The sequence below is a fragment of the Ectothiorhodospira shaposhnikovii genome, assembly GCF_016584105.1.
GTDB lineage: Bacteria > Pseudomonadota > Gammaproteobacteria > Ectothiorhodospirales > Ectothiorhodospiraceae > Ectothiorhodospira > Ectothiorhodospira shaposhnikovii.
Map to the genome: position 1 here is coordinate 1 of NZ_NRSM01000001.1, position 14601 is coordinate 14601.

7 protein-coding genes and 1 pseudogene are annotated in these 14601 nt (G+C 62.3%); 4 read left to right on the forward strand and 4 right to left on the reverse strand.

The features are described 5' to 3' along the window. Positions 1-337 precede the first annotated feature (337 nt). Complete coding sequence (locus CKO35_RS00010) at positions 338-1723, reverse strand: HNH endonuclease (protein ID WP_200171275.1); 1386 nt, start codon at positions 1721-1723, stop codon at positions 338-340. 911 nt (positions 1724-2634) lie between these two features. Beyond that, positions 2635-3162 carry a thioesterase family protein gene (locus CKO35_RS00015; protein ID WP_200171278.1) on the reverse strand — a complete coding sequence of 176 codons (528 nt, stop codon included), beginning with the start codon at positions 3160-3162 and terminating at the stop codon, positions 2635-2637. 149 nt (positions 3163-3311) lie between these two features. Here CKO35_RS00015 and CKO35_RS00020 point away from each other — a divergent pair, with 149 nt between their 5' ends. Beyond that, complete coding sequence (locus CKO35_RS00020; protein WP_200171279.1) at positions 3312-4658, forward strand: OmpP1/FadL family transporter; 1347 nt, start codon at positions 3312-3314, stop codon at positions 4656-4658. A gap of 33 nt (positions 4659-4691) precedes the next feature. On the opposite strand, the gene CKO35_RS00025 is transcribed toward CKO35_RS00020, so the two are convergent. Beyond that, complete coding sequence (locus tag CKO35_RS00025; RefSeq protein WP_200171281.1) at positions 4692-5606, reverse strand: LysR family transcriptional regulator; 915 nt, start codon at positions 5604-5606, stop codon at positions 4692-4694. 112 nt (positions 5607-5718) lie between these two features. Here CKO35_RS00025 and metE point away from each other — a divergent pair, with 112 nt between their 5' ends. The 3 genes and pseudogenes from metE (at position 5719) to CKO35_RS00040 (ending at position 11962) form a co-directional block, all read left to right on the forward strand. Next, a complete protein-coding gene (metE, locus tag CKO35_RS00030; protein ID WP_200171283.1) occupies positions 5719-8010 on the forward strand; it encodes a 5-methyltetrahydropteroyltriglutamate--homocysteine S-methyltransferase in 2292 nt (763 codons plus the stop codon). A gap of 473 nt (positions 8011-8483) precedes the next feature. After that, a pseudogene (locus tag CKO35_RS00035) lies at positions 8484-10838 on the forward strand (ribonucleoside-diphosphate reductase subunit alpha); the annotation flags it as partial. After that, positions 10835-11962, forward strand: coding sequence for a ribonucleotide-diphosphate reductase subunit beta (locus tag CKO35_RS00040; protein ID WP_242466930.1), 1128 nt, complete (start codon positions 10835-10837; stop codon positions 11960-11962). The pseudogene CKO35_RS00035 and the gene CKO35_RS00040, both read left to right, overlap by 4 nt. Before the next feature lie 78 nt (positions 11963-12040). Here CKO35_RS00040 and CKO35_RS00045 read toward each other — a convergent pair whose 3' ends face one another. After that, complete coding sequence (locus CKO35_RS00045) at positions 12041-14521, reverse strand: acyl-CoA dehydrogenase (RefSeq protein ID WP_200171287.1); 2481 nt, start codon at positions 14519-14521, stop codon at positions 12041-12043. Positions 14522-14601: the final 80 nt, after the last annotated feature.

Sequence of the window (14601 nt, forward strand, 5' to 3'; positions counted from 1 at the left end):
GCATCGAAAGCCGTGCCGGAGAACGGCCAAAATAGGCAGCCAGGGATCTGGCCGCGTAGATATAGCTCTGCTGGGTCCGCGGTGAAAAACCACGCTGGCACATCGCATCCAGCATCTGGCGACGTAAGGGTGTCATCACTGATCTCCTCTCAAATGTCAGGGCAAACATGGCCCTGAAGAGAGTCTTGATGATCAGTGCAATTTACGCAGGCAAGGACGGAGAAAGCTGCCGCGAATGCGGCTTAGTTCAACCGCCCGGCGCAGCGGGCAAGTTGTAGCGAGAAACGAGCTGGAACTTGATCCGACTGCCGCCGCTTGTTAGCCGCCACCTCGACAGTTACTGTGGCAGTGATGCTTGAAAGTCATCAAGCACCGGCCTCAAAACGGCAGCGCATCCAAGTCCACCAGCAAGTAGCAATTTCAGCGTTTCATCTGTAAGTTGACCATTTTCCTGAAGACGTGATATTTCGTTGGCGAAGCCGATCTTTCCCCGCTCTAAGGCAGTCAACGCGGCATCCGATAGACCACTCGGCGAATCCGAATCTGGCGCGATTAACTCTTCAAGCCGGGCCCGAATATGAGCAGGAAAATCTCGGTTTCTTTCGATTAACTCCGAAATTCCTGTATGCAGATGGTTGAATATCCGCTGCCCTTGCTCATCAACAATTTCCACCAAAACATTTTCTCTTACGTCTTTGGGTTGCCCCTGAGCATCATCTAATCTCCGGCGAATCCCTTCTACCTCAGCATTTAGATGCTCGTCGTCAAGCGCTTTAAGTATCTGAGACACTGGGTGGGCGATTTCGCCGCCTATTACCTTTGAAAGATACTCCTTACCCTGTTCAGGCGAACCTAAATGAATCCCCCCCCCGAGCTCACGGTCCACTATTACGTCAATGTCTGGAGCAGCTGACTCTGCAGTTGAGTTGATATAGGTGGTTACGCATTCTGGCTTGACGCCCTGCACCGAACCAAGACTAACCGTTAAACATAGATTCCCAAAAAAACCCACCTGTGCATATGAGTTTCCGCCTTCCTCAATCACGACCGTAACGAAATGAGTTGCCTTGAATTCACCACTTACGCAGGAGGTAATTTTATGTGGATCCACCCACCAGACCCGATCTTCGACCGGCTCCTCTCCAAGGACGTACAACTTGATTGATTCGAGTCCACTCTGTCGGGCGGCATCAGGATAGTAGTGCGCTAGGTACGTTAACCCAAGATATGCAATGGCGCGGCGGAATTCCTCGTTCCCAAACTCCATTGATAACTTAATTGGCCCAGAAAAGTACTGCTTCTCGAATTTAGACTCTGAAATTTTCTGAACTTTATAGCCGTCCCGCCGCTGACTTTCAGCCCATTCATAAAACTGTTCTTTGCTCGAAAATTTCAATGTCGCAGACCGCTCCACCAATTCCGGCGTCTCTCGAAGGGGCCGCGGTGGCGCGATATCGAACTGATCGCGCAGTACATGAAAACGTTCTCCAGTTTCCACCTCAACCTCATACGGCTTTGGAGAACGTCTATGATCAGAGCGAACACCAAGAGCGGCATTAAAGTATTCCAGCGCTTCAAGCAGTGCAACAACATGAATACCGAGCGCATTGTTATGCGCTTCGCAGTATATTTTCTTACTGACCCTTCTGCCGCCAAAGGCCGCGGGAAATAGATGCTCTCTTGATCCTGCGGGCTTGCCGCATATTATGCACTTACGAGACATTTACGACTCCAACTGCAAGTTAACCAACGTTGCGCTCTTGAGTGCCGCACTGATGCGCTACGAAGGCTAACGAATAAAGCTGAGCAGTCTTGGCGGAGCGCAGCGCAGCCAAGATCTGCTCTTGCGAGTTGTTGGGGCTATCATAAGTGGCTCAAAGCCCGCGTAGCCTGGAACCGAGGTAGCGCCATCAAGATCCGCAACGGCAGAAAAATGAGGGCTCATCAATGACACAAAAACTTCGCTGGATCAACTCCGTTATCCAGCGAAGTTTTTGTGTCATTGAATAGCATGATTTTCCGAATTTTTCTGCTTAATTTTTCTCTTGATGGCATCAAACGGTATGCAAATAAAATTCCGTATTCCTGCCCCAACAGATTTATTCGACAGAATCTGTCTTCCCAAGGAAAGACAGATTCCGCATAGCACACCCCAGTAACCCGCTTCACCTCCAACCAACAACACACCCATCTTCCGTCCCGCCCCCACAACCCTCTGATTCAAAAAACCATCCAGCCCGAAAAGGTACGCCCAACTCAGCCCCCCAATGATTGAAGGCACCCACGCAGTCGGTGCTATCCGGATCCTGTATAAATTGACATGCACGGAATGAAATACAACGTTCGCCAAGCGATACCGACGCATTCCATTCAACCCTGGAGATGAAACACAGCACCCGCCCGGCAAACAGTAAAACGTCGCCCCGATGGCGACAGGCCGGCGGCTTCGCGTCCGCGATAAGAGATGTGATCGGGGATTGATCAAGGTGAGATGCCGCGACCCTACCCCATTCGGGCCGCACGGGTTCCCTGTACTCCATGACCTTTTCCAATGCATGGTCCTGAAGTCGAGATTAGCCGATTTTGTGACGCACTTCCTGTTTCAGGTCAGGTTTATTCTGCAATCAGCGCCATTCAATCCACGCCGGACAGGTGGCTCTCCATGGCCAGCCAGTCTTCGATGGCGGTGGGCCGGGGCGGTGTTTCCGGGGTGAAGCCCAGGGATTTGGCAAAGACCCGTTCCGGGGCCACGTGGCCGCCCTTGCAGCGGATCAGTCCCTTCACCAGACCGATGGCCACGGTGCGCCCCTGCCGCACGAAGCGTTGTTCCATATAGAACCACTTGTCGTCCCAGTAGAGCACCCGGGTGCGCAGTTCGAAGCGCTCGAAGGGCATGAGGGAGCGGCGCCAGCGCATCATGGACGAGGCAATGACCGGCATCCATTTTTCCTGCACCACCAGCCTGCCCATGCCGCTGCGGAACATCAGGTCCACCCGCCCCAGGTCCATCAGCAGCAGAAACCGGGCGTTGTTCATGTGGCGGTTCAGATCCAGGTCGTTGGGCAATACCCGCATCCGCAGCACCGACTCGTCCAGGGGACCCAGACGGGGCCGGAAACGCATGGTGATCATCAGCAGAAGCAGCCGGAAGTACAGGTTCATCCGTTCGGACTCCTGGGGGTGGGCAATGCCCCGAGTGTTTCAAACGCTTGAAAGAAAATCAAGGCCTGCATAAGCTTATAAGCGATCGAACAAACGATCAAATTAGAACGAATAAACCACCATGGATCCAAGGTTGAGGAGGCGCAATCATGCGCAATGACAGCAGTGATGGACGTTTCACCCGCCGCCGTGCCTGGCAGGCGGCCTTGCCCGGCGCCCTGCTGATGAGTGCCCTGTCCGGCGGCGCCCAGGGGGCCGCCTTCGCCCTCAAGGAGCAGAGCGCCGCCGCCCTGGGCAATGCCTTTGCGGGGGCCACGGCGGGGGCGGAGGACATCAGTTACAGTTTTTTCAATCCCGCCGCCCTGGCCTACGGCACCGGGACCGAGATCTCTCTGGTGGGCAGCCTGATCCTGCCGCAGTTCGAATATGCCTCGGACAACCCGACGGCCGGTCTGCCCTACCCCGGCGCCCATCACAGCAAGAGCGATCAGGGGGCCTTCGTGCCGGCGGCCTTCGTGGCCCGGGATCTGGGTGAAGGGCTGCGCCTGGGGCTGAGCGTGACGGTGCCCTATGGCCTGGAGACCGATTATGTCCGCCGCTGGGTGGGCCGTTACGATGCCATCAATACCGACCTGCTCACCGTGGACATCAATCCCGCCCTGGCCTGGCGGGTGTCCCCCCGGCTGGCGCTGGGGATCGGTCTATCGGCCCAGTATGCGGACGCCAGTCTGAGCAGCGCCGTGCCGGGGGCGGGCATCACCCCGGACACCGACGGCAAGATCCAGGTGGAGGGGGACGACTGGACCTACGGCTTCAATCTGGGCCTGCTGTATGAACCCGTGGCGGGCACGCGCCTGGGGCTGGCCTACCGTTCCCGCATCAGCCATGAGCTGTCGGGCCACGCCCGCTATACCCCGGCCGGTCTGGGACCGGTCACCGCCGATCCCCAGAAGGTGGGCGGCACGGCCAAGCTGGAACTGCCGGAGACCGTCGGCCTTGGTCTGCATCAGGACATCGGGCCTCGCTGGTCGGTGATGGCGGACGCCACCTGGACCCGCTGGAGCCGCTTCGACGAACTGCGCATCCGGTTTGCGGATGACATCGCCCTGGCCACGGACCCGGTCACCGGCCTGCCCATCAGCGCCATTTCCGAGAGCGTGGATGAATACAACTGGCAGGACACCTGGTTCCTGGCCGTGGGCGCCAGCTATCGGGTCAATGAACGCTGGACCCTGAGAGGCGGGCTGGCCCATGACGAGAGCCCGGTGAGCACCTGCTGCCGCACCCCGCGCATCCCCGACGATGACCGCACCTGGGTAACCGTGGGGGCCACCTTCCAGCCGTCCGACCGGACCCGCCTGGATCTGGGGTATGCCTACATCCGCCTCAAGGACGCGGACATCGTGCTCAACGGGGAATCGGCCCTGCCCGAGATCTCCGGTGGCTATGAAAGCTCGGTGCAGATACTCACCGCCTCGTTCAATCATCGTTTCTGATCCGGAGGGGACGGATGCGGGCCGCCACGGGCATCATGCCGTCGGCGGTTCCGCGCGGTCCCGAAGGGTGCGCGCCAGCGCGATGAAGGCGCGCAGATAGTCAATGTCGGCATCGGCTTGCCGGATACCAAGAAAGATCTGCTTGGCGATGCCCTGCGCCCCCAGCGGCACCGAGGTCAGGTCAAGCCGCTGGGCATGTTCCTCCACCAGCCAGCGCGGCAGGGCCGCCACGCCGCGTCCGCCGGCCACCATCTGCAACATGATGTCGGTGGTCTCGATGGGCTTGTGACGCTTGGGCCGGATGCCCGCCGGCAGGAGGAATCGGGTGTAGATGTCGAGCCGGTCGATGGCCACCGGATAGGTGATCAACGTCTCTTCCGCGAGTTGCGCCGGCTCCACGAAAGGGACATGGCAGAGGCGATGCCCCTTGCCGACCACAAGCACCTGCTCATAGTCGAACACCGGCTCGAACCGCAGGCCGCGGGTGTAGAGGGGATCGGGCGTGACCAGCAGGTCGATCTCGTGGCCGAACAGCGCGCCGATGCCGCCGAACTGGAATTCCTGCTTCACATCCACGTCCACGTCCGGCCAGGCGTCAAGGTAGGGGGCGACCACCTTCAGCAGCCACTGATAGCAGGGATGGCATTCGATGCCGATGCGCAGGGCGCCGCGCTCCCCCTGGGCGAATTGCCGCAGACGGGCTTCCGCGTGGGCAAATTGGGGCAGCAGGCGATGGGCCACCGCCAGCAGATATTCACCCGCCTGGGTCGGGCGCAGACTTCGGCCCTCCCGGTACCAGATGGCCACGCCGAGCTGCGCTTCCAGCTTGCGCACCGCATGGCTCAGGGCCGACTGGGTGAGATGCAGGTGCTCGGCGGCGGCGGTCAGGGAGCCGTGCTGATCCACGGCACGGATGATCGCCAGATGGGAACGGTCCAGGTGTGTCATGGCATCCGCCTCACATGAATTTCATACATGCTTTGATGAAATAAAACCATTTTTATTCATGGTAATGGCCGATCAGAATGGTGTCATCCATTCACCACTCAGGACAATCGGCATGGCCATCACGCACAACCTCGGCTTTCCCCGCATCGGTGCCAGGCGGGAATTGAAGTTCGCTCTGGAATCTTACTGGAAGGGTGAGTCATCCCTGGATGCCCTCAAGGCGGTGGGCGCCCAGCTGCGCGCGCGCCACTGGGAGGACCAGGCAGGTCTGGACCTGGTACCGGTGGGGGATTTCGCCTTCTATGACCAGATGCTCGACATGAGCTTTACGCTGGGTAACCTGCCCGAGCGCGTGCAAGGCTTCGAAGGGGATGCGCTGGACAACTATTTCCGTGTCGCCCGCGGGCGCTCGGCGCCCGAAGCGGATGCCCAGGCCCGTTGCGGAGGCGTCGCCGCCGGCGAGATGACCAAGTGGCTCGACACCAATTATCACTACATCGTGCCGGAATTCACCGCCGACACGGCTTTCAGGCTTGATGCCTCCCGCCTGCTGGCGCAGCTGGAGGAAGCCAGGGCACAAGGCGTGGGCGCCAAGCCGGTCATCATCGGTCCGGTGACCTATCTGGCGCTGGGCAAGTCGAAGGATGGGGCCGACCGCCTCGCCCTGCTCGATCGCCTGCTGCCGGTGTACGGAGAACTGCTGAACACCCTGGCGGCCCATGGGGTCGAGTGGGTGCAGATCGACGAACCCATCCTGGTCACTGAACTGGACGCGCCGTGGCGCCATGCCTTCGAGGACGCCTATCACACCCTCAAGAGCGTGCCCGTGAAGCTGCTGCTGGCGACCTATTTCGGCGAACTCCAGGACCAGCGCTATCTGGTCGCCAACCTGCCCGTGGCCGGCCTGCACATCGACGCCATCAACGGCCGCGATGACATCACGCCGCTGCTGAACCTGTTGCCTTCCGGCAAGGTGCTGTCGCTGGGTGTCATCAACGGGCGCAATATCTGGAAGACCGATCTGAACGGGGTGCTGGACTGGCTGGAGCCGATCCACGCGCAGCTCGGCGAGCGCCTGTGGATCGCGCCGTCCTGCTCCCTGCTGCATGTGCCGGTGGACCTGGACAGCGAGCGCAAGCTGGATGGCGAGATCAAGTCCTGGCTGGCCTTCGCCAGGCAGAAGCTGGAGGAGCTGCGCATCCTGGCGACAGCCCTGAATCAGGGGCGCGAGGCGGTCAGGGCCGAACTGGTTGCCAACCGCGCCGCCATCGAGGCGCGCCGACACTCTCCCCGGGTGAACAATCCGACCGTGAAGGCGGCCATCGCCGGGATCGATGCCGGCATGGGCCAGCGCCGTAGCCCCTATGCCGAGCGTGCTATCCGGCAGGCGGCGCGGCTCCAGCTGCCGAAGTTCCCCACCACCACCATCGGCTCGTTCCCGCAGACCAGCGAAATCCGCGTGGCGCGGCGGCGTTTCAAGGCGGGTGAGATCGACGCGGCAGCCTATCAGGAGATCATGCACGGGGAGATCGCGCGCTGTGTGCGCGAGCAGGAGGCGCTTGGGCTGGACGTGCTGGTGCACGGCGAGGCCGAGCGCAACGATATGGTGGAGTATTTCGGTGAACAGCTCGACGGCTACGCCTTCAGCCAGTTCGGCTGGGTGCAGTCCTACGGCTCCCGCTGCGTCAAGCCGCCCATCCTGTTCGGCGACATCAGTCGCCCGCGGCCGATGACCGTGGACTGGATCAGCCATGCCCAGTCGCTCACCGACAAACCCATGAAGGGCATGCTCACCGGCCCGGTGACCATCCTCAACTGGTCCTTTGTGCGCGACGACCAGCCGCGTGCGGTGTCCTGTCGGCAGCTGGCGCTGGCCATCCGCGAGGAGGTGCTGGACCTGGAAAAGGCCGGCGTGGGCATCATTCAGATCGACGAGGCGGCACTGCGCGAGGGCCTTCCCCTGCGCCGTTCCCAGTGGCAGGACTATCTGGACTGGGCGGTGGAATCCTTCCGCATCACCGCCAACGGGGTGGGCGACGAGACCCAGATCCACACCCACATGTGCTACTCGGAGTTCAACGACATCATCGAGTCGATCGCCGCCATGGATGCCGACGTGATCACCATCGAGACCTCGCGCTCCGACATGGAACTGCTGGATGCCTTCGACCGATTCAAGTACCCCAACGAGATCGGACCCGGCGTCTATGACATCCACTCGCCCAACATCCCGACCGAAGCCCACATGGTCGACCTGATGACCAAGGCCGCGGAGCGGATTCCCGCCGAACGCCTGTGGGTGAATCCGGATTGCGGCCTCAAGACCCGCCAGTGGAACGAGGTGATCCCGGCCCTGACCCGGATGGTGGCCGCCGCAAAGGCGCTGCGTGCCGCCCGGCCCTGATCCGTTACGTTTTTGAACCGCTGCTGTCCCGGCCATCGCGCCGGGACTTTTTCTTGACGCCGGCCCGGTGAGGCTGGCATACCGCTTTCTGCCACCACACCACCAGATCACTACATATAGTCTTAAAAATATAAAAAAACTCAACATGTAGTATTTTCAGCTTGTCACTGGCGAAGCACCGGCGCTACACTGCGAGGCGAATGCGCGAAGGCCGATACCGGGCAAGACCCCGACCTGCCGACGCTGCGCCGACCCGAATGACGGGCCGGCTTTTTTACCTGGGGCGGGGTGTCTCCATGGCGGAACACGCAGCCCGCCGTGTCGGCATTACGCCTCGATGCCATGGGAGTACAAGCATGCAGGCAGTCGCCAGCCATACCAAAACCGAATCCTCCGCCACCCGCAAAGGGTCGCCGTTGTCCGGACACGCACAGGCGGCGCGTACCTCCGCGCCCTGCAGCGAACATCACATGCCACTGGATCGCGCTGCATTGCGCGCACGCTGCCTGGAGGCCTGTAAAGGCCTGAGCGGCGTTTCCGCCGACACCGTGCTGGAACGCGCCCTGAACGATCTCTACGACGGTGTATTGCCCACGGCGGTGCGCCAATCCCTGGTGCTGGCCGCACGCACGCTGACCGAGCGGGAACCAGCCTACGCCAGGGTGGCTGCGCGCCTGCTGCTCGACAGCCTGCGCGAGGAAGTGCTGGGGCACCCCCTCACTCACGGGGACATGGCCGACGGCTACGCCAAGTGCTTCCCGGCGCTGATCGAACGCGGCATCAACGCGGGTCTGCTCGATCCGCGTCTGGGCGAATACGACCTGCCGCGCCTGGCCGCGGCGCTGGACGCCGATAATGATCTGCGCTTCAACTACCTCGGCCTGCAGACCCTGTACGACCGCTATTTCCTGCATGTGGACGATACCCGCATCGAACTGCCGCAGACTTTCTTCATGCGCGTGGCGATGGGCCTTGCACTGAACGAGATCGACCGCGAGGCACGCGCCATCGAGTTCTACCGTCTGTTGTCATCGTTCGACTTCATGAGCAGCACACCCACATTGTTCAACAGCGGGACGCGACATTCCCAGCTGTCCTCCTGCTACCTCACCACCGTGTCCGACGACCTGGAGGGCATCTATCAGGCAATCAAGGAAAACGCCCTGCTGCAGAAGTTCGCCGGCGGCCTGGGCAACGACTGGACCCCGGTGCGCGCTCTGGGCAGCATGATCCGTGGCACCAACGGCAAGAGCCAGGGGGTGATTCCCTTCCTCAAGGTGGTCAACGACACTGCGGTGGCGGTGAATCAGGGCGGCAAGCGCAAGGGTGCGGTATGCGCCTATCTGGAGACCTGGCATCTCGATATCGAGGATTTCCTGGAGCTGCGCAAAAACACCGGTGATGAACGCCGCCGCACCCACGACATGAACACCGCCAACTGGGTTCCGGACCTGTTCATGAAGCGGGTGATGGACGACGGTGAGTGGACGCTGTTCTCGCCGGTGGACGTGCCCGACCTGCACGATCGCTTCGGGCGCGATTTCGAAACCGCCTATCTGGCCTACGAGGACAAGGCCACGCGCGGCGAACTGAAGCTGTTCAGGAAGGTCCCCGCGCTGCAGCTGTGGCGCAAGATGCTCACCATGCTGTTCGAAACCGGCCACCCGTGGATCACCTTCAAGGACGCCTGCAACGTGCGCAGCCCGCAACAGCACGCGGGCGTGGTGCACAGCTCCAACCTGTGCACCGAGATCACCCTGAACACCTCGGCCGACGAAACCGCCGTATGCAATCTGGGATCAGTGAACCTGCCGGCCCATCTCATTCGGGGTGCCAACGGGGGCTGGACCCTGGATCACGACAAGCTCGCCCGCACGGTGCGCACCGCAATGCGCATGCTCGATAACGTCATCGACATCAACTACTACGCCACGCCCAAGGCGCGTACCGCCAACCTGCGCCACCGTCCGGTGGGCCTGGGGCTGATGGGCTTTGCCGATTGCCTGCACCGCATCGGCGTGGCCTACGCATCCGATGAAGCGGTGGACTTTGCCGATCGATCCGCCGAAGCGCTGTGTTACCACGCCTATCTGGCGTCCTCCGAGCTGGCCGAGGAGCGCGGACGCTATTCCAGCTACGAGGGCAGCCTGTGGTCGCGCGGTGTGTTACCGGCCGACACCCTGGATGCACTGGCGGAGGCACGTGGTGGCTTCGTCGACATCGAGCGCGGCGGCACGCTGGACTGGGAGGCCCTGCGCGCGCGCATCGTCCGCCACGGCATGCGCAATTCCAACTGCGTGGCCATCGCGCCCACCGCCACCATCGCCAACATCGTCGGTGTATCGGCCTCCGTCGAACCCAACTATCAGAACCTGTATGTCAAATCCAATCTGTCGGGTGAATTCACCGTGGTCAACGAATACCTGGTGGAGGAACTCAAGGCACTGGCGCTTTGGGACGAGGAGATGATTGCCGATCTCAAATACTTCGATGGCTCGCTTGCCCCCATCAATCGTGTGCCGCCCGAACTCAAGACCCGTTACGCCACTGCGTTCGAGATCGACCCGGTCTGGCTGGTGGAGGCAGCGGCACGCCGGCAGAAATGGATCGATCAGGCGCAGTCGCTCAACCTCTACGTCGCCGCCCCGTCCGGGCGCAAGCTCGATGCGTTGTACCGGCTGGCCTGGTCACGGGGCCTGAAGACCACTTACTACCTGCGCACTCTGGGCGCCACGGCGATGGAGAAGACCAGTGTCTCCAGGGCCGCATCCATCGCCGAGCCGCCGGTCTGCGCCATCGACAACCCGGATTGCGAGGCCTGCCAATGAATGCCTTTCGCTTCGACGACTGGGATAACGCGCCAGTCACACCCAGTCAGCCCAGGATCACCCCCCCGACATTTTCTGCCTCCGCGCAGACCATGAGCGATGATCCGTCCGCGCCGCGACCGGCACCGGTCAATCCGATGGACAAGCGCGTGATCAACGGCCAGGCCGACATCAACCAACTCGCGCCCTTCCGTTATCCGTGGGCCTGGGAGTTCTTTCTCAACGCCAACAGGAATCACTGGACGCCACTGGAGATTTCCATGGCCCAGGACGTCCATGACTACCACCACCGGCTCACTCCGGCAGAGCGCCATGTGTTCGAAAACGTGCTGGCCTACCTCACCACCTCCGACATTCTGGCGATGCGCAACATCGGTCTGGCGGTGATGGAGAAGATGAGCGCCCCGGAACTCCAGATCTATCAGGCCCGCCAGGTCTATGAGGAGGCCATGCATACCTGGGCCTACCAGCACTGCATCGAGAGCATCGGCCTGGACCAGCAGGAGATCTACAACCGCTACCGTGTGGTGCCCGAGATCCACGGCAAGATCGTGCTTGCCAACCAGCGCCTGGAGCGGGTGATGCGCTCCGACTTCGACTTGAGGAACCGCGACAACCTGCACGAATTTGCACTCTCCTATCTGTTCTTTGCCGGTATTTTTGAAGGATGCTGGTTCTACAACGGCTTCTCACCGATCTTTGCCCTGCAACGCCGGGGGTTGATGAAGGGCGCGGCCGAGCAACTGCAGTACATCATGCGTGATGAAGTGATGCACTGCGCCTTCGGCATCCGCGTGGTGCACCAGTTGCTGCAGGAGGAAAACCTCCAGCTCGACCCACACCGCCTGCGCGAACTGTGGGACGAGGCCGAAGCCGCAGAAACGGACTATGCGGGCTACATCCTGCGGGAACCCATCCTTGGGTACTCCGCGACGCTGCATGTGGATCAGTTCCGCTTCATCGCCAACCGGCGCGCCCGCCAACTGGGGCTGGACGAACCCTTTCCCGGCGCGCAGAACATGCTGCCCTGGCTGGATGAACAGGCCAACCTGAGGAAGGAGAAGAATTTTTTTGAAACCCGGGTGACCGAATACCAGACCGGTGGAGCATTGAACTGGGATTGATGGATCTGAAGGAATCCGCCCCCCGGATGAAACAGGGTTGCCGGGCCGGGCCCGGCAACCCTCAGGCCTGAAGGGGGCCTATACGGCGGCGGAATCCGCCCTTTCCCGGCGCCGGCCGGATGAGGGCCTGGCGCCGGTCGGGGCAAGGGCCTCCGGCGGCAGGGCATCGGTGAGGACGCACTCGTAGCGCAGGTCTTCATAGACCTGCAGCCGTTCGGCTTCCTCTTCGTCGAGCAGGCCCCGCTCCCGGGCCTGGGCCAGACGCTCGCCGAAGGTCAGGCCTTCCACCTCTCCCCGGGCCACCAGCTTCTGGAAGCGGTCATACAGCGGCTCCACCTGATCCAGCATGCGCAGGGCCACCTCCATGCGGCCGACGGCATCCTCCCCATCATCCTCGGCCCAGAAGCCGATGCCGGTGAGGCGGTCGCGCACCCCGCCGGTCTGCATCATGGCCTGGGCGATGGACTGGCCATCCTTGTCCCGGGGCGGGTGGTAGGGACGGCCCAGGGGGAAGACCAGGGCCCGCAGCGCGGCGCCCAGCAGGGGGCTGGGGAAGTTGCGGAAGAACTCGTCGAAGGCCAGACCGATCTGGTTGAGGGAGTCATCCAGGGCCCAGCGCACGAACGGCAACTCTGCCTCCGGGCGACCGGCATCCTCGTGGAACTTGAGCACGGCGGACCCCAGATAGAGGTGACTGAGCACATCCCCCAGACGGGCGGACAGACGCTCCTTGCGCTTGAGTTCCCCGCCCAGCACCCCCATGGCCACGTCGGAAACGAAGGCCAGGGCCGCGCTCATCCGGGTCAGCTGCCGGTAGTAATCGGCGGTGGGGCCGGACCGGACCGGTGTCTGCGCCCAGCGGGAACCGGTCAGGCCCAGCACCAGGGCCCGCGTCCCCCGGTTGAGGGAATATCCCACATGGCCGAGCAACAGGCGGTCGAAGGCGACCAGATCCTCATTGCGCACCGCTTCCATCTCCTGGAACACGAAGGGATGGCAGCGCACCGCCCCCTGGCCGAAGATCATCAGGTTGCGGGTGAGGATGTTGGCCCCCTCCACCGTGATCCCCACGGGGATGGCCTGGTAGCTGTAACCCAGGTAGTTGCGGGGTCCGAAGATGATGCCCCGGCCGCCGTGCACGTCCATGGCGTCATTGATGGATCGGCGCATCATTTCCGTCATGTGGTACTTGGCGATGGCGGAGATGACCGAGGGCTTGATGCCCAGATCGCCGGCGGTGGCGGTGAGCCGCCGGGCCGCCTCCATGCGGTAGGCATAGCCTCCGATGCGGGCCATGGCCTCCTGCACCCCTTCGAAGCGTCCGATGGGCAGCCGGAACTGGCGCCGGATGCGGGCATAGGCGCCGGTCATGCGGAAACTCATGTGCCCGGCCGCGGTGCCCAGGGCCGGCAGGGAGATGGCACGCCCCACCGACAGGCATTCCATCAACATGCGCCAGCCCTTGCCGGCCATTTCCGGGCCGCCGATGATCCACTCCAGGGGGATGAACACGTCCCGCCCTTCCACCGGACCGTTCATGAAGGCCAGTCCCATGGGCAGATGGCGGTCGCCGATGCGGATGCCCGGATGGGCGGCGGGTACCAGGGCACAGGTGATGCCGTGTTCCCGGGGCGCGCCCAGCAGACCCTCCGGGTCATGGAGACGGAAGGCCAGACCCACCACCGTGGCCACCGGGGCCAGGGTGATGTAGCGCTTGGAGAAACTGACCCGCGCCCCCAGGACCTCCCGGCCTTCGTGCATGCCCCGGCAGACCACGCCGAAATCCGGCATGGAGGCGGCATCCGAGCCCACGTCGGGACCGGTGAGGGCAAAGCAGGGGATTTCCCGGCCATCCGCCAGCCGGGGCAACCAGTAATCCTTCTGGGCCTGGGTGCCGTAGTGCAGGATCAGTTCCCCCGGTCCCAGGGAGTTGGGGACCATCACCGTCACCGCCGTGGAGATGTTGCGGGTGGCGATGCGGGTCACGACGCAGCTCTGGGCGTAGCTGGAAAACTCCCGGCCACCGTAGGCCTTGGGAATGATCAGGCTGAAGAAGCGCTCCTTGCGGATGTATTCCCACACCTCGGCGGGCAGGTCGCCCTGTTCCCGTTCGATGCGATCGTTGTCCAGCATCCGGCACAGGTGAGCCACCTGGTGATCCAGAAAGGCCTGTTCCTCCTCGGTGAGTCGGGTCACCGGGATGGACCGCAGACGCTGCCAGTCCGGGTTGCCCTTGAACAGCTCCCCTTCCCACCAGGTATCACCGGCCTCCAGGGCCTCCCGTTCGGTGGCGCTCATGGGCGGCAGGCTGCGCTTGAACACCGTGAACAGCCGACGGCTCAGCAGGCGACGGCGCAGCGTCGGCAGATTCAGCACCAGGGCCAGGGGCGTCAGCACCGCCAGGGTCAGGAGCATCCCCCCATCCGGCAGCAAGCCGCCGCCCCACAGTCCCAGCGCGTAGAGAAAGACCGCCAGGGTCCAGATCACCAGTGGCGCACCCTGATAGGCCAGGTACACCCCGCCCAGAACGGCCACGGCCATAGCAATTGCCAGCATCATTTTTGTTCACCTCTTGGTGGCAAGGGCATCCCGCCCCATATACAAACGATCGTTTTACACCGGGTCGCATCAACCCGTGC

Bases quoted from the DNA above. Each gene is read 5' to 3' on its own strand.
- CKO35_RS00010 (WP_200171275.1), bottom strand. From the start codon at position 1,723: ATGTCTCGTAAGTGCATAATATGCGGCAAGCCCGCAGGATCAAGAGAG.
- CKO35_RS00015 (WP_200171278.1), bottom strand. From the start codon at position 3,162: ATGAACCTGTACTTCCGGCTGCTTCTGCTGATGATCACCATGCGTTTC.
- CKO35_RS00020 (WP_200171279.1), top strand. From the start codon at position 3,312: ATGCGCAATGACAGCAGTGATGGACGTTTCACCCGCCGCCGTGCCTGG.
- CKO35_RS00025 (WP_200171281.1), bottom strand. From the start codon at position 5,606: ATGACACACCTGGACCGTTCCCATCTGGCGATCATCCGTGCCGTGGAT.
- metE (WP_200171283.1), top strand. From the start codon at position 5,719: ATGGCCATCACGCACAACCTCGGCTTTCCCCGCATCGGTGCCAGGCGG.
- CKO35_RS00040 (WP_242466930.1), top strand. From the start codon at position 10,835: ATGAATGCCTTTCGCTTCGACGACTGGGATAACGCGCCAGTCACACCC.
- CKO35_RS00045 (WP_200171287.1), bottom strand. From the start codon at position 14,521: ATGATGCTGGCAATTGCTATGGCCGTGGCCGTTCTGGGCGGGGTGTAC.